Annotated in this window: 14 protein-coding genes; 6 read left to right on the top strand and 8 right to left on the bottom strand. The window is 67.6% G+C overall.

Annotated elements, in window-relative coordinates:
- Nucleotides 1-59: 59 nt before the first annotated feature.
- From recN to ligA, 4 genes are read left to right on the top strand one after another with little or no spacing between them, the layout of a single operon-like run.
- The gene (recN, locus tag ACFQRC_RS07770) at nucleotides 60-1721 is read left to right on the top strand and encodes a DNA repair protein RecN (protein ID WP_379960413.1); all 1662 of its coding nucleotides are present in this window, start codon (nucleotides 60-62) and stop codon (nucleotides 1719-1721) included.
- Between the two features lie 37 nt (nucleotides 1722-1758).
- Complete coding sequence (locus ACFQRC_RS07775) at nucleotides 1759-2043, top strand: type II toxin-antitoxin system Phd/YefM family antitoxin (RefSeq protein WP_379959704.1); 285 nt, start codon at nucleotides 1759-1761, stop codon at nucleotides 2041-2043.
- The gene (locus ACFQRC_RS07780; RefSeq protein WP_379959707.1) at nucleotides 2040-2348 is read left to right on the top strand and encodes a type II toxin-antitoxin system RelE/ParE family toxin; all 309 of its coding nucleotides are present in this window, start codon (nucleotides 2040-2042) and stop codon (nucleotides 2346-2348) included. Before ACFQRC_RS07775 ends, ACFQRC_RS07780 begins: the two co-directional genes overlap by 4 nt.
- On the top strand, nucleotides 2335-4482 hold the full coding sequence (gene ligA, locus ACFQRC_RS07785; protein WP_379959710.1) for an NAD-dependent DNA ligase LigA: 2148 nt from the start codon (nucleotides 2335-2337) through the stop codon (nucleotides 4480-4482). The genes ACFQRC_RS07780 and ligA overlap by 14 nt, the downstream gene beginning before the upstream one ends.
- 73 nt (nucleotides 4483-4555) lie before the next feature.
- Here the strand turns inward: ligA and ACFQRC_RS07790 are convergent, their stop codons facing one another.
- The 4 genes from ACFQRC_RS07790 to ACFQRC_RS07805 form a co-directional block, all read right to left on the bottom strand.
- The gene (locus ACFQRC_RS07790; protein WP_379959712.1) at nucleotides 4556-5479 is read right to left on the bottom strand and encodes a 50S ribosomal protein L11 methyltransferase; all 924 of its coding nucleotides are present in this window, start codon (nucleotides 5477-5479) and stop codon (nucleotides 4556-4558) included.
- A complete protein-coding gene (locus ACFQRC_RS07795) occupies nucleotides 5469-6176 on the bottom strand; it encodes an SDR family NAD(P)-dependent oxidoreductase (RefSeq protein WP_379959714.1) in 708 nt (235 codons plus the stop codon). Before ACFQRC_RS07795 ends, ACFQRC_RS07790 begins: the two co-directional genes overlap by 11 nt.
- Nucleotides 6177-6216: 40 nt before the next feature.
- The gene (locus ACFQRC_RS07800) at nucleotides 6217-7521 is read right to left on the bottom strand and encodes a methyl-accepting chemotaxis protein (RefSeq protein ID WP_379959716.1); all 1305 of its coding nucleotides are present in this window, start codon (nucleotides 7519-7521) and stop codon (nucleotides 6217-6219) included.
- A 68-nt stretch (nucleotides 7522-7589) separates the two neighbouring features.
- A complete protein-coding gene (locus ACFQRC_RS07805) occupies nucleotides 7590-8933 on the bottom strand; it encodes a methyl-accepting chemotaxis protein (RefSeq protein ID WP_379959718.1) in 1344 nt (447 codons plus the stop codon).
- 259 nt (nucleotides 8934-9192) lie between these two features.
- On the opposite strand from ACFQRC_RS07805, the gene ssb reads away from it, so the two are divergent.
- Nucleotides 9193-9687, top strand: a complete 495-nt coding sequence (gene ssb / locus ACFQRC_RS07810) for a single-stranded DNA-binding protein (RefSeq protein WP_379959720.1) — start codon at nucleotides 9193-9195, stop codon at nucleotides 9685-9687.
- 60 nt (nucleotides 9688-9747) lie between these two features.
- On the opposite strand, the gene ACFQRC_RS07815 is transcribed toward ssb, so the two are convergent.
- Nucleotides 9748-10284 (bottom strand): YceD family protein, encoded by a 537-nt coding sequence (locus ACFQRC_RS07815; RefSeq protein ID WP_379959722.1) that lies wholly within the window; start codon nucleotides 10282-10284, stop codon nucleotides 9748-9750.
- Nucleotides 10281-10799: a ubiquinol-cytochrome C chaperone family protein gene (locus ACFQRC_RS07820; protein WP_379959724.1), complete on the bottom strand. Its 519-nt coding sequence runs from the start codon at nucleotides 10797-10799 to the stop codon at nucleotides 10281-10283. Before ACFQRC_RS07820 ends, ACFQRC_RS07815 begins: the two co-directional genes overlap by 4 nt.
- A gap of 135 nt (nucleotides 10800-10934) precedes the next feature.
- Between ACFQRC_RS07820 and ACFQRC_RS07825 the strand changes: the two genes are divergently transcribed.
- A complete protein-coding gene (locus tag ACFQRC_RS07825) occupies nucleotides 10935-11414 on the top strand; it encodes an outer membrane protein assembly factor BamE (RefSeq protein ID WP_379959726.1) in 480 nt (159 codons plus the stop codon).
- A 7-nt stretch (nucleotides 11415-11421) separates the two neighbouring features.
- Here the strand turns inward: ACFQRC_RS07825 and ACFQRC_RS07830 are convergent, their stop codons facing one another.
- Together ACFQRC_RS07830 and ACFQRC_RS07835 are read right to left on the bottom strand one after the other, a co-directional pair.
- Nucleotides 11422-13686: an NADP-dependent malic enzyme gene (locus ACFQRC_RS07830; RefSeq protein ID WP_379959728.1), complete on the bottom strand. Its 2265-nt coding sequence runs from the start codon at nucleotides 13684-13686 to the stop codon at nucleotides 11422-11424.
- Nucleotides 13687-13746: 60 nt separating this feature from the next.
- A complete protein-coding gene (locus tag ACFQRC_RS07835; RefSeq protein ID WP_379959730.1) occupies nucleotides 13747-14898 on the bottom strand; it encodes a PD-(D/E)XK nuclease family protein in 1152 nt (383 codons plus the stop codon).
- Between the last annotated feature and the right edge of the window lie 172 nt (nucleotides 14899-15070).

A 15070-nucleotide genomic window follows, 5' to 3' on the forward strand; every position in this document is an offset into this window, starting at 1 on the left:
CCGGAAGGTGGAGAATTGGACCCTGAAACAAGTTCAGGGTGACGAAGGGGGAGGCGCGCCTGTTAACTTCTCTCTCCATTCGCGACGTCGTCCTCATCGAGACGCTCGACCTCGAATTCGGCCCCGGCCTCGGCGTCCTCACCGGCGAAACGGGGGCGGGCAAGTCCATCCTGCTCGACGCGCTCGGCCTCGCGCTCGGCGCGCGCGCCGACAGCGGCCTTGTCCGCGACGGTCAGGCGCAGGCGGTGGTGAGCGTCGGGTTCGAGGTGCCGCCCGATCATCCGGCTTTGCGCCTGCTCGACGAGAACGGACTGGGGGCGGAGCCGGGGGAGCCGCTGGTCATCCGCCGCCTGGTCAAGTCGGACGGCGGCAGCCGCGCATTCGTCAACGACCAGTCCGCCTCGGTCGGCCTGCTGCGGGATCTCGGCGCGCTGCTGGTCGAGATACACGGGCAGCATGACGATCGCGGCCTTTTGAACCCGCGCGGCCACCGCGCCTTGCTCGACAGCTACGGCCGGATCGGGACGGACGCGTGCGAAGACGCCTATCGCGCCTGGCGCGCGGCGGAGGCGAGGCTCGCGGCGACCCGCGATGAGATCGCCCTCGCCGCGCGCGACCGCGACTATCTCGAGCACGCAGTGGCGGAGCTCGCGAAGCTGGCGCCGCAGCCCGGCGAGGAGGAGGAGCTGGCCGCCCTCCGCGCCAACATGCAGAAGGGCGCGCGGCTGGCCGAGGATATCGCGGTCGCCGGGCAATTGCTCCAAGGGTCGGAGGGCGGCCTCTCGCTGCTGCGCCAGGCGGCGAGGCGGCTGGAACGGATCGCCGGCGAGCATGACAAACTGGCCGAGGCGCTGGCGGCGATCGACCGCGCGGTAATCGAGGCAGCCGATGCCGAGGACCGGCTCGCCGAGGCGGCGGAAGCACTGGCCTATGATCCGGCGCGGCTGGACGAGGCCGAGGCGCGGCTGTTCGAAATCCGGGCGTTGGCCCGCAAGCATCGGGTCGAGCCCGACGCTCTCCCGGCGCTGGCGGAGGAGATGGCCGCGAAGCTGCGCGCGATCGAGGCGGGCGACGAAAGCCTCGCCGCGCTGGAGGCGGCGGTCCGCGACAGCCGCGCCGCCTATGAAGCGGCGGCTACGATTCTCGGGAATCTCCGCGCCGCGGCCGCCGCCCGGCTCGATGCCGCGGTGGCGCGGGAGCTGGCGCCGCTGAAGCTCGACACGGCCAGGTTCAAGACCGTGCTCGAGCCGCTGGACGAGGCGCAATGGTCGGCCGCCGGACGCGACCGAGTGGAGTTCGAGATTTCGACCAATCCCGGCGCGCCGTTCGCGCCCCTCATCAAGATCGCCAGCGGCGGCGAATTGTCGCGCTTCATCCTGGCGCTCAAGGTCGCGCTGGCCGAGGAAGGCGGCGCCACGACGATGATCTTCGACGAGATCGACAGGGGCGTCGGCGGCGCTGTGGCGAGCGCGATCGGCGAACGCCTCCACCGGCTGGCGGAAGGCGCCCAGCTTCTCGTCGTCACGCACAGCCCGCAGGTCGCCGCGCGCGGCAACCGCCACTTCCTCATCGAGAAGAGCCACGAAGGCCTCGTCACCCGCACCAGCGTCCACAGCCTCGACGAGACCAAGCGGCGCGAGGAGATCGCGCGCATGCTTTCGGGCGCCGAGGTCACCGACGAAGCGCGGGCGCAGGCGACACGCCTGTTGGAGGCAGCCTGACGTTGACGAGACCTGTTGGAAGTATCATATTCAGGTCATGAATGCGCCTTTTCAAAGCGAAGTCGTCACGCCCATTCTTGCCGGTGCTTGTGTCGGCATCAGCGAGCTCAAGAAAAACCCCGCTGCCGTGATAGCGGCCGCGCGCGAACAGCAGGTGGCGATCCTCAATCGCAACAAGCCGGTCGCCTACATGATCTCGCCCGAGGTCTGGGACTATCTGTGCGAGCTGGTGAGCGACCAGAAGCTCGTGGAGATGGCGCGCGAGGCTCTCGATAGCGGCGAGGAAGGCGTGCCGGTCACGATGGACGAGCTGCTCGATTGAGCCGCTACGGACTGGAATTCCTGCCGCGCGCCCGCAAGGCGTGGAGCAAGCTCGATCATGAGACGAAGCGCCGGCTGGCGCGAAGGCTGGCGGAGCGGCGGGATCGGCCCCGAATAGCGTCGGCTGCGTTGAGCGGCATGCCGAACTGCTACAAGATCAAGCTCAAATCGCCCGGTATAAGGCTGGTCTACCGGGTCGAGGACGATCGGCTCGTGATTCTCGTGCTCGCCGTCGGCCGGCGAGAACGGGGCGAGGCCTATGTGGAAGCGAACCGCGAACTCCGGAAACTCCATGACCGAGACTGAAGCCGCCGCCGAACTGGAGCGACTCGCCGCCGAGATCGCGCGGCATAACCGACTCTACCACGCCGAGGATGCGCCGGAGATTTCGGACTCGGAATATGACGCGCTCATCCGCCGCAATGCCGAGTTGGAGGCGGCTTTCCCTCACCTGGCGCGCGAGGACAGTCCGTCGCTTGCAGTCGGCGCGGCGCCAGCGGGGCCGCTCGCCAAGGTGCGGCACGCGGCGCCGATGCTCAGCCTCGACAATGCCTTTTCCGAAGGCGAGGTCGCGGATTTCGTCGGCCGCATCCGGCGCTATCTCAGCCTGTCCGAAGGAGAGACCGTCGCGCTCACCGCCGAACCGAAGATCGACGGCCTGTCCTGCTCACTCCGCTACGAGAATGGCGTCCTCGTCCTCGCCGCGACGCGGGGCGACGGCACGACGGGCGAGGACGTCACCCCCAACGCCCGCACCATCGCCGACATTCCCGCCACCCTGTTCCCCGGCGAAAGCCGGGGCCCAGAATCCGGTGCGACTGGACCCCGGCTTTCGCCGGGGAAGATCCCCGCCGTCTTCGAGGTGCGCGGCGAGGTCTATATGTCCAAAGCGGACTTCGCCGCGCTCAACGAGCGCCAAGCGCAGGCCGGGGGAAAGATCTTCGCCAATCCGCGCAACGCCGCAGCCGGATCGCTGCGGCAGAAGGATGCCGCCATCACCGCCGCGCGCCCTTTGCGCTTCCTCGCCCATGGCTGGGGCGAAGCGTCGGCGCTTCCGGCCGACACGCAATGCGGCATGATGCGCGCTATCAGCGCATGGGGCCTGCCGGTGTCGGAGGATTTCCTGCGCTTCGTCGATCTGGAGACGCTGCTCGCCCATTACCGCGCGATCGAGGCGAAGCGGGCCGACCTGCCGTTTGACATAGACGGCGTCGTCTACAAGGTCGACCGTCTCGACTGGCAGAAGCGCCTCGGCCAGGTCGCCCGCGCCCCGCGCTGGGCGATCGCGCACAAATTCCCGGCCGAGAAGGCGCAGACCACCTTGAACGCCATCGACATCCAGGTCGGCCGCACCGGCAAGCTGACGCCGGTGGCGCGGCTGGAGCCGGTGACGGTGGGCGGCGTCACCGTCACCAACGCCACCCTCCACAATGCCGACGAGATCGGACGGCTGGGGGTGCGGATCGGCGACCGGGTGGTGATCCAGCGCGCCGGCGACGTCATCCCGCAAGTGCTGGAGAATTTGACGCCCGACGAAGCGCGCCCTGCCTATGTCTTCCCCACCTTATGCCCCGAATGCGGGTCGGACGCGGTGCGCGAGGAAGGCGAGGTCGACATACGCTGCACCGGCGGCCTGATCTGCCCGGCCCAGCGCGTTGAGCGCCTCCGCCACTTCGTCAGTCGCCACGCGCTCGACATAGAGGGGCTGGGGCTGGTCCACATCGAGAGCTTCTTCCGCGACGGGCTGGTGCGCTCGCCGGCCGACATCTTCCGCCTGACCAAGGATGCCCTGCTCGAACGCGAGCGTTGGGCGGAGCTGTCGGCGGCCAATCTGGTCGCCGCCATCGACGCGCGGCGAACGCCGCCGCTCGACCGGTTCCTGTTCGCGCTCGGCATCCGCCATATCGGCGAGGTGACGGCGCGCGATCTCGCCCGCCGTTATAAATCCTGGGCGGGTTTCCGGGCGACGATCGACGATGCGCTGGCGGTGCGTGCAGGCACCCAGCCCACTCCGGCCGAACCGGATCGCAAGTTCCTGCTGCGCCGGAACAAGGCGGTGGTGGCCGCGATCGATACCGCGGGCGTCGGTCCCGAAGTCGCCAACGCCCTGCTCGATTTCTTCGAGGAGCCGCACAATCGCGAGGTGGTGGACGATATCCTGGCCGCGGGGGTGAAGCCGCAGGACGTGGTCCACGAGACGCGTGCGTCGCCGGTCAGCGGCAAGACACTGGTCTTCACCGGCAGCCTGGAGACTTTGTCCCGAGACGAGGCCAAGGCGCAGGCCGACGCCCTTGGCGCGAAAGTGGCCGCGTCGGTATCGGCCAAGACCGACCTGGTGATCGCCGGGCCAGGCGCGGGGTCGAAGCTCAAAAAGGCTGAGGAGCTGGGGATCGAAGTGATCGACGAGGCGGCATGGGCGAAGATCGTGGCGGGAGCCTGACCGTCGCCCCAGCGAGATCGAGCGCCATCGCTATTTTCGTCCTGGGATCCCAGCCTGCGCTGGGATGACGCCTCTATTGCCAGCCCAGCGACCGTCGCTTGCGCATCACCAGGGTCGGCCACTCGCCGCGATCGATGCGGAAGCTCAGCATCAGCCCTTGCCGGCGATAGGCGGAGGCGACCTTGTCGGCCTGATGATCGAGCAGACCGGCGAGGATCAGGCGGCCGCCGGGCGCGACCGCCCTGGCGACCGAGGGCGCGAGATCGATCAGCGGCCCCGCCAGGATGTTGGCGATGAGAAGATCGTAGGGCGCGCGGGCCTTCAGGCGGCCATGCTCCATCCCCGGCGCCACGGCCAATTCCACCTGCCCCCGCGCGCGGCCGAGAGCGATGTCGTTAATGCCCGCATTCTCCTGCGTCACCTCGATCGAGACGGGGTCGATGTCGGACGCGGCCACCTTCGCCGCCGGCCATAGCTTAAGCGCCGAGAAGGCGAGGAGGCCGGTGCCGGTACCGAGATCGAGGATATCGGCGAAATTGATCCCCCCGCTTTTCAGCCTGTCGAGCGCCATCAGGCAGCCGGTGGTGGTCTCATGCTGGCCAGTGCCGAAGGCGCGGCCGGCGTCGATCTCCAGCGCTATTGCATCAGCCGGTATCGTGTCGCGATGCGCGGGCGTGTGGACGAAGAAGCGGCCGGCGCGGATCGGCTCCAGCCCCTGCTGACTGAGCGTCACCCAATCCTCCTCGACGAGCTTCTCGACTGTCGGCGCCACGTCGCCCGCGCTGGGGGCGAGCGCCTTCAGGGCGGAGAGGGTGGCGGCGGTCGGCGCCACGTCGAAATAGGCTTCGAGCAGCCATTCGTCCGGCCGCGCCGGATCGGGCTCGCGGGTCATCAGCACCGGCGGCGTCTCCAGGAACACGAGCTGCGAGATGTCCGCCGCGATCGCCTCCGCTTCCGCCTTGATGCAGGGCAGGCTTGCTTTCCAACTATCGGACAAAGCTGGCCCCATTGACGTCGATCACCGCGCCGGTCGCCGATGCGGGCGCATCCACGGCGAGCCAGCGCACCGTCTCCGCCACCTCGCCGGCCGAGGCGACACGACCCAAGGGGATGTCTGCGAGCAATTTGGCGCCGCCGCGGCTCTCGACATAATCCTCGGCCATGCCGGTCATGGTGAAGCCGGGGCAGACGGCGAAGGCGAGGATGTTCTCGCCGGCATAGCCTCGGGCGATCGTCTTGGTCATGCCGATCATGCCGGCCTTGGACGCGGCATAGTGCCAGTGCTGCGGCGAATCGCCGCGATAGGCGGCGCGGCTCGCCACGTTGACGAGGCGGCCGCCGCCCTGCTCGCGGAAGTGCAGCACGGCAAGACGGCACAGTTCGGCCGAGGCGGTGAGGTTGATCCGCATCGTCCGCTCCCAGGCCGCGACCCAGTTTTCATGGTCCTGCTCGACGGGCGCCGCCTCGAAAATCCCGGCATTGTTGACCAATGCATCGATGCGGCCACCAAGCCGCTCCAGCGCCTCCGCCCAAAGCCGCCCGGCCGCGCCCAGCTGCGAGAGATCGGCGGCGATGCGGCGTTCGTCGCCGTCGCGGGTGGAATGGCCAACGACATTGTGTGCGCCGAGCGCCGAGACGATGGACTGGCCGATACCCCGGCTGGTGCCGGTGACGAGGATGTTGAGCTTATTCATGCCGCGCTCGATAGGCCGCGGCGGCACGGAGGGAAAGGGCTCAGGCCGCGAAGCTGTTGACGAATTCGGACGTGGTGGCGCGGAAACGGGTGAGCTGGTCGCTGACCCGGACGAAGCCGCCCTCGACCTCGTCGATCTCGGTCGCGACCCTGTCCGTATCGGCGCGGATGGCGGCGATGGTTGAGGACATGGAATCGGCGGCGAGCGCGGTCTCATCGACGGCGGCGGTAATCATGGTGACGGTCTGCGCCTGGACCTCCATCGCCTGGCGGATGCGGTCGGCCGAGGACTGGACCTCCACCACCGTCTGCTGAATGGAGCCGTTGGCTTCCACCGTCTGACGGGTCGCAGCCGTGATGGCGGTGATCTTGGCGGTGATGTCGTCCGTGGCGCGAGCCGTCTGGCTGGCGAGCGACTTCACCTCCTGCGCGACCACCGCGAAGCCGCGTCCCGCATCGCCCGCGCGCGCCGCCTCGATAGTGGCGTTCAAGGCCAGCAGGTTGGTCTGGCCGGCGATATCGCGGATCAGGCCGAGGATCGATTCGATCGCCTCGACATGGGCGGAGAGCGCGTGGCTGACCTTGACCGCTTCGGACGCCTGCCCGCCGGCGCGGGTGGCAACGCCGGCCGCGACCTCGACTTCGTTGCGCGCATCCTCGATCGCCTGGATGAGGCCGGCCGCGGTCTGCGCCGCCTCGCGCATCGCCACCGCCGACTGCTCCGCCGCCGCCGCGACCTCCGATGTCTTGCCCAGCATCCCGCGCGCGGCGCTGGCCGTCGCCGCGGTGCGATCACGCAGCCCCGCCGATTCCTTCGCGGTCGCGGCGACGAGCTGCGCCACCGTCCGCTCGAACGTGTCGCTCTGCCGTCCCCGCGCCGCCGCCGCCTCGTCGGCTTCGAGAAGGCCGATCTGGGCGAGGATGATGTCGGTTTCATAAGCGCGGAGCCGCATCAGCGTCTCCATGGCGCCGGCCAAAGCGGCCTCGTCGTCCATGTTCCGGCGGAGCGCCTCGGCCAGCTTCGCCGTCAGCCGCGCGCGCCGGTCGATGACTTCGGGTACGGACCGGCGGCGGCTGTGGAGCTCGATGCCGTAGCCGGCGATGGCGTGGACCCAGTCGCTGTCGACAGGGCTGGTGCAGCGCTCGCGGAACTGGCGGACGATATCGTCGCCCGCATGGTCGCGAACGACCGGCTCCAATATCCCGCTCGCGTCGCGCCAGAGCGCGTGCAGATCGGCCTCGAACGCGCCGTGGGGATTATAGGCGGCGAGTCGCGCCTCCACCTGTTGGGCGGTGAGTTTCTGCAATCTGGAACCATCCTCGTGAACATGAAAATCGGCCGCCATGGCGCACATCCCGGAGCTTACGGAGTCAGCGCCGACCCTTATCGCGGCCGGGTAAAGGAGTGCTTAGCTCAGGCGGCGTAATTCTCGACGAAGCGGCTGGTGGCCGCTTTGAACGTCGTCATCTGCGCGTCCACCTGGCCGAAATTGCGCTCGACTTCGCCGATCTCGCTGACCACCGTCTCGGTATCCGAGCGGATGGCGGCGATCGTGGAGGACATGGAATCGGCGGCGAGCGCGGTCTCATCGACGGCGGCTGTAATCATGGTGACAGTCTGGGCCTGCACCTCCATCGCCTGGCGGATGCGGTCGGCCGAGGACTGGACCTCGACCACCGTCTGCTGGATGGAGCCGTTCGCCTCGACCGTCTGCTTCGTGGCTTGCTGAATGGCCGCAATTTTCGTTGTTATGTCGTCCGTGGCGCGGGCCGTCTGGCTGGCGAGCGACTTCACCTCCTGCGCCACCACCGCGAAGCCGCGCCCCGCGTCGCCCGCGCGCGCCGCCTCGATAGTGGCGTTCAAGGCCAGCAAATTGGTCTGCCCGGCAATGTCGCGGATGAGGCCGAGGATCGATTCGATCGCCTCGACATGGGCCGACAAGGCCTGGCTGACCTTGACCGCTTCGGACGCCTGCCCGCCGGCGCGGGTGGCGACGCCGGCGGCGACCTCCACTTCGTTCCTCGCATCCTCGATCGCCTGGATAAGCCCGGCCGCGGTCTGCGCGGCTTCCCGCATCGCCACCGCCGACTGCTCCGCCGCCGCCGCGACCTCCGATGTCTTGCCCAGCATCCCGCGCGCCGCGCTGGACGCGTCGGCCGCCTGGCCGCGCAGCGACCGGCTCTCGGTCGCCGTCCGCTCGACCACGGTCATGATCTCGTCGTTGAATTCGGCCCCGCGCGCGATCCGGCCCCGCCGCTCCTCCTGCTTGCGAAGCGCGTCGAACTGGGCGGCGAAGACGTCCACCTCGAGCAGGCTTCCCTCCAGCACCGTTCGGGTCAGCCGCGCCAGACGCTCCGGGTCGTCGCGCAAAGTCTCGGTCAATATCCGCTGGACCTCAGCGGCGGCCGCGGTGGCGCCGGCGAACAAGGTGGTGAGGGGGACGTGGGCGGCCGCCGCGGTCGCGACATAGTCGCGGGCGATATCGACCCATTTCTGGCTGCCGACATCCTCGAACTTGAGCCGGAGATAGGGAATGATCCGCTGAGTCAGCTTCCCGATCTTGTCGCCGCCGATTTCGTGATCGAGGTCGGGCGACTGCGCGTAGCGGGTCCAGAAGGCGCGGGCGACGCTCTCGACCTGGGGTTCGACCAGGTTCCAGACTTCGCGCGCCTGCTCGCGGAGCGTCCCCTGGCTATCGAACATGCCGATCCGCTCGTCGATGGTCACTCCCGCTTGCGCCGCTGTCGTTCCGCCCATGGCCGCTTGCTTTCCGTTCGTCAGAAATTGAAGCGTCCAGTTAGGAAGCCACCGGTTAAGATGGCGTTAGTCATGGCCCGGGTCCGGACAGAGCCCCGCGCGTTTCAAAATCAGCTCGCGATAGTCCGCGGCGCGTGACGTAGGGACATGACGACTCTATATCTCGACGGCGCTGCGGTCCGCGCTCTTCCGATTCAGATCGTCGGGCGGGATTCCAACGGGCTAAGGCGTTGAAATGCTTCAATGAAGGGAATGAACAGTGGCTGGTTCCGTGAACAAGGTGATTCTGGTCGGCAATCTCGGTGACGATCCGGAAGCCCGTTCGCTGAACAATGGCGGCGAGGTCGTGAACCTGCGCGTCGCGACCTCGGAGAATTGGAAGGACAAGGACGGCAACCGCCAGGAGCGGACCGAATGGCACCGCGTCGTCATCTTCAACGAGAATCTCGGGCGGGTCGCCAAATCCTACCTGCGCAAGGGCTCCAAGGTCTATCTGGAGGGTCAGCTTCAGACCCGCAAATGGACTGACAATTCGGGCCAGGACAAATATTCGACCGAGGTCGTGCTGCAGCGCTTCCGCGGTGAGCTCGTACTGCTCGACAGCAAGGGCGGCGGCGGCGGCGGCGGCTATGGCGATCAGGGCGGCGGCTATGAAAGCGGCGGTGGCGGCTTCGGCGGCGGCGGCGGCTCGCGTCCCCAGTCCCGCCCGCAGCCGGCCTTCGACAGTGACCTGGACGACGACGTTCCGTTCTAGTGACGTGCGGTCCCCGGGCCAGCTTGCGAGCTACCCGATGACGCTGTCGCGCCTCCGCGCTCAGGGCTTGCGCAGGGTCGCGAACGGACTGCGCGCGGCCTTGGCTCGCTCCTCCTCGGCCCTCGCCTCCTCCTCGCTCCTGATGCCGGCGGCGCGGAGCGCGGCGTCGGCGTCGGCGGAGCGCGGCCAGGGGTCGAGGGTGAGCGACAATGTCTCGGCGGCGGCTTCGCCGGCATCGATCGTCGCGCCGTCGTAGAAAACCACGTCCAGCTCGCTTTCGCCCAGTTCGATCTCGTCATCGGCCCCGCCTGCCGGCTGGGGGCGGAAGAGGATAGTGAAGGTCTCCTCGATACGGGCCGGCACCGGCGCATCGGTCGCGACGCAGCTCTGGATGACCTCGGCCCGCAGCGTGCCGGCGGCGGTGACGGCATCGCCGTCCCGGCTCAGCCTCATATCCGCCGACAGCGCATCGATCGCCACCAGGCCGAACCGCCGCGCCAGCGTCGCCCGCTCCTCCTCGCCCGCCTCGATCGCCAGCGCGCGCGGCGAGCCGCCGAGCGTGTCGATCCTGACCGGGCGGCTGAATTCCGGAGTCACGGCGCCGGGACCTCGCCCGCGAGGATGCGCGCCGCGGGCCACGCCGCCAGCGTGTCGCGAAAGCGGCCGAGCCGGGCGCTCACGAATAAGAGCGTTTCGGCCGAAGGCGGCGAATCGTGGAAGATGTTGCGGCGAACCGGCGCGTCGAGCGAGCCGCCCCCCGCGTCGCGGAAGGCGGTGAGGCGGCCGCCCAGCGCGCCCATCATCCTGCCGAGATGTTTGCCGACCATCAGGTCGCCAATCCCCATCTGCCGGATGCTGCCGTCCATGTCGGCGATGAACAATTCGGTCAGCAGCACCGAATCGTCCTTCGCCGCCGCCGCTTCGCGTTCCAGTCGGAGCAAAGCCAGCGACAGCAAGGCGGCGACCATGTCGAAACGGCCGTCGAGCGTGTCGGGCACGCCGCCCTCGCGATACCAGGCGGGCGCGCGCGCCGCCGCGACTAGCGCGTCGTAGAGGGGGCGGAGCCGCTCCGGATCCCTTTTCTCGCCGAAAATGCGCGACAGGAAGGTCAAACTATCCCCTTGAGTCTGCGGCGCGCTCTTGCGCCGATGGGCCGATCTTGCATATTGGGGGCTGACAGGGCGACCCGCAAGGCGCGCGCCGGCCGCGGAGTATGCGCCGGCCGGTTTTCAGGAGACTTTTCGGAAATGACCCTCCCCTACGGACGAACCGCCGGCCTGGCGATGGCATTGGGGCTCGGCCTCGTCCTTTCCGGCTGCTCGCCGATCCGCGATCGCCAGGGCTATTTCGTCGATGAGGCACTGATCTCGTCGGTGCAGCCCGGAGTCGACAATCGCGAGTCGGTGGCGGGGACTCTCGGCCGGCCGACCTTCGTCGGCCAGTTCACCGAACGCGACTGGTATTACGTCTCCCGCCAGACCCGGCAGCTCGCCTTCAATCATCCCAAGCCCGTCGAGCAGACCGTGCTCCACGTCCGCTTCGACGAGGCCGGCAACGTGGCGTCGGTCGAGCGGTCGGGCCTCGAGAAGGTCGTCGCGATCGATCCGATGGATGACAAGACGCCGACCCTCGGCCGCGAGCGTGGCTTCTTCCAGGAGCTGTTCGGCAGCATCGGCCAGGTCGGCACCGCCGGCGTCGGCGGGCAGACCGCCGACAACCCGCAATAAGGGTCGATCAGCGCACGATTCCCCCGGCGGCGAGCACCGCCAGGGTCACCAGGTCGGAGGCGGTCGCGGTCATCGCCGCTACCTGCACCGGCTGCGCCATCCCGACCAGCATCGGCCCGATCACCGAATCGCCGCCCAGCTCCTTCAGGAGCTTGGCCGAAAGGTTGGCGGACTGAAGGCCGGGCATGACCAGCACGTTGGCCGGGCCGGTGAGACGGCTGAACGGATAGAAGCGCGCCATCGCCGGGTTGAGCGCGACGTCGGGCGCCATCTCGCCTTCATATTCGAAATCGACCCCGCGCTGATCGAGCAGCCGCACCGCGCCGCGGATATTCTCCAGCCACGTGCCCTCGGGGTTGCCGAAGGTCGAATAAGACAGGAAGGCGACGCGCGGATCGTGGCCCATGCGCCGCGCCACCGCCGCCGTCTGGATCGCGATCTCGGCGAGCTGCTCTGAATTCGGCCGCTCGGTCACGGTGGTGTCGGCCATGAAGGTGGTGTGGCTCTGGCCGACCAGCACATGGATGCCGAACGGCGTGCAATTCGCCTTGGGATCGAGCACGCGGCGCAGCTGGCGTATGGTCTGGCCATAAGGGCGGGTGACGCCGCTGATCATCACGTCCGCCTCGCCCAGGGCCAGCAGAAGCGCGGCGAAGGTGTTGCGGTCCTGGTTGACCATCCGCTCGACCTCGCGGTGCAGATAGCCACGCCGCTGCAGGCGGGCGTAGAGATAGTCGACCATTTCCGGCACGCGCGCATAGGTGCGGCTGTTGACCAGCTCGAAGCTCTCGGGATCCTCGATGCCCAGCGCCCGCAGCCGGTCGGGCACGTCGTCGCGGCCGACCAGAACGGGGATGCCGTAGCCGCCGTCGCGGAAGGCGATGGCGGCGCGCAGCACGACTTCCTCCTCTCCCTCGGCGAACAATACGCGCTTGGGATTGGCCCGCGCCGCCTCGTAGGCGAGGCTCAGCACCGACGTGGTCGGGTTGAGGCGCGATTTGAGCGCCGTCCGATACGCGGCCATGTCCGGGATCGGGAATTGGGCGACGCCGCTGTCCATCGCCGCCTGGGCGACCGCGGCGGGGACGATCTCCATCAGTCGCGGGTCGAACGGCGCGGGAATGATGTAATCGGCGCCGAAGCTGTGCGCCTGGCCGCCATAGGCAGCGGCGACCTCCTCGGGCACCTGCTGGCGGGCGAGCGCGGCCAGAGCCTCGGCGGCGGCGATCTTCATCGCGTCGTTGATCGTCGTCGCCCTGACGTCCAGCGCGCCCCGGAAGATGAAGGGGAAGCCGAGCACGTTGTTGACCTGGTTGGGATAATCGGAGCGGCCGGTGGCGATGATCGCGTCCGGGCGCGCGGCCTTGGCCTCGGGCGGGGTGATTTCGGGATCGGGGTTGGCCATGGCGAAGATGATCGGCTCCTTCGCCATCTCCATCACCATTTCGGGCTTGAGCGCACCGGCGGCGGAGAGGCCGAGGAAGATGTCGGCGCCCTTCAGGGCTTGCTCCAGCGTGCGCGCCTCGGTGTCCGCCGCATGGGCGGATTTCCACTGGTCCATCCCCTCGACGCGGCCGCGGTAGATGACGCCCTTGCGGTCGCACATGATAACATGGTCCGGGCGCACGCCCATCGCCTTGATGAGCTCGGTGCAGGCGATGGCGGCGGCCCCGGCGCCGTTCACCACCACCTTCACGTCCTTGAGGTCGCGGCCGGTCAGGTGGCAGGCATTGATGAGGCCGGCGGCGGTGATGATCGCGGTGCCGTGCTGGTCGTCGTGGAAGACCGGGATGTTCATCCGCTCGCGCAAGGTCTGCTCGATGATGAAGCAGGCCGGCGCGCCGATATCCTCCAGATTGATGCCGCCGAAGCTCGGCTCCATCAGTTCGACCGCGTCGATGAAGCGGTCGACATCCTCGGTGGCGAGCTCGATGTCGATCGAATCCACGTCGGCGAAGCGCTTGAACAATACCGCCTTGCCCTCCATCACCGGCTTCGACGCCAGCGCGCCTAGATTGCCGAGGCCGAGGATGGCGGTGCCGTTGGAGATGACCGCGACGAGATTGCCCTTGGCGGTATAATCATAGGCCTTGGCCGGGTCCGCGGCGATGGCGCGGACCGGCACGGCGACGCCGGGCGAGTAAGCGAGGCTGAGGTCGCGCTGCGTCGCCATCGGCTTGGAGGCGATGATCTCGATCTTGCCGGGCCGACCCTGCGCATGGAAATCGAGCGCTTCCTGTTCGGAAAATTTGACGCTGCTGCCTTCGCTCATCTTTGCTCCTTCCGGCTCGCCGCTCCTTGCGATACCGGCAAGCGGCACATGAGCGGACGACTAGGCCTGCCTTAGTCCGCTCATCACTTGCTCGGCAATGCTCACCAGCCTCGGCCTGAGCGTATCGAACGGCAACGCCCAAAGCCGATCCGGCTCTTCTCCCATTTCAGCCGAATCTAGATAGCGCCACCACCGAAAGTTTGGGTCGATCCAAGGCTGTTCCGGCAACGCCTCGGTGCAGATGTCCTTCGCATCCTTCTCCAGGATACCGACCCACGCTTCGCATCCCGCCTTGCCGAAAAGCGCGAAGGTAAGCTTCGTACCTCTCCACGGGGTGATGCCAATTCCGTGATAGCCACCCCCTTTCTCTATGCCGGGATTGATGCTCCAATTTTCAGGCCACGCTGTCGAAAAAGCCAGGCGTTGCGCCATCACTTCTCGCACGTCATTCATCGCAGCCTCGATATCGAGCGCCGCCCCTATTGACCGGCCCCCTGCGTCACAGATCGCGTCGATCAAATCGCCCTTTTGTGACATTGGCATCCCTTCCGACAGTATCGTTCGACGGCAGTAGGCCGCGAGATCGAAGAGCGTCGATCGCACCTTCTCGGGTCGCGCGATCTGGGCACACGCTTCCAGCCACGACACCACTTCGTGGTAGCCGACGCCAACGATCTCGTTAGGGCAAGCGTCGTTCCCAGCGTGCTGGCGCCAATGCTCCTTAACTGACGCGGATGCATCGGCAGCACCACCCACGAGTGCAACGACGATCCCTCTCCGGTCACGTCGGCCCAAATCCTCCCAATAGCGCCCCAACTGCCGTGCCTGCCACCCTGCCCAAGGCTTGTTCTCGATCACGATGCTAAAGCCGTCGAGGCGATCGAAAAGCAGATCTATACGACCCGTCGAACAAATCGTCGGAACTTCACATCGAGTCACCGCACCAGTCCAGTCGCCAAGCAGATGCTCGCGTTGGTCCCGCAGAACATGCTCGAAGAACGCCTGGCGAAACCGGCCCCCTTGGCCATGGGTTCCGCAGTCGTCCAGCAGCCAGCAAAAAGCTCGGGACAATGTTGTTTCGCCCGGCCGGTAAATATCGTCGGCGGCATTGAACGCCGGAGCGTGATTAACCGCATGAAACGCATCCGCCCGCTCGCGGGCGACACGCAGCGTCGCCACCTCATCCAAGAGCTTGGCGGCGTCGCTTCCCATATCGGCCTCCAGCTTCGAGGAAATCCAACTGTCTTCTCAACTCTCCTCCTCGCGATCAAGCTCTAGGCTCCCTCTTGCGACGGCCGCAAGCCACAAGCCGGTTTCATGAAGGGCGCGGAGCCTCTATCCCGTTCCCGATGGCGACAAAGGTCAAAGAAGCGGCATCCGCGCC

It is taken from the genome of Enterovirga sp. GCM10030262, assembly GCF_042666435.1.
Classification (GTDB): Bacteria; Pseudomonadota; Alphaproteobacteria; order Sphingomonadales; family Sphingomonadaceae; genus Allosphingosinicella.

Excerpts from the sequence above, each read along its gene's own strand:
- ACFQRC_RS07805 (WP_379959718.1), bottom strand. The coding sequence starts at position 8,933 with ATGGGCGGAACGACAGCGGCGCAAGCGGGAGTGACCATCGACGAGCGG.
- ACFQRC_RS07795 (WP_379959714.1), bottom strand. The coding sequence starts at position 6,176 with ATGAATAAGCTCAACATCCTCGTCACCGGCACCAGCCGGGGTATCGGC.
- ACFQRC_RS07800 (WP_379959716.1), bottom strand. The coding sequence starts at position 7,521 with ATGGCGGCCGATTTTCATGTTCACGAGGATGGTTCCAGATTGCAGAAA.
- ACFQRC_RS07825 (WP_379959726.1), top strand. The coding sequence starts at position 10,935 with ATGACCCTCCCCTACGGACGAACCGCCGGCCTGGCGATGGCATTGGGG.
- ligA (WP_379959710.1), top strand. The coding sequence starts at position 2,335 with ATGACCGAGACTGAAGCCGCCGCCGAACTGGAGCGACTCGCCGCCGAG.
- ACFQRC_RS07830 (WP_379959728.1), bottom strand. The coding sequence starts at position 13,686 with ATGAGCGAAGGCAGCAGCGTCAAATTTTCCGAACAGGAAGCGCTCGAT.
- ACFQRC_RS07835 (WP_379959730.1), bottom strand. The coding sequence starts at position 14,898 with ATGGGAAGCGACGCCGCCAAGCTCTTGGATGAGGTGGCGACGCTGCGT.
- ACFQRC_RS07775 (WP_379959704.1), top strand. The coding sequence starts at position 1,759 with ATGAATGCGCCTTTTCAAAGCGAAGTCGTCACGCCCATTCTTGCCGGT.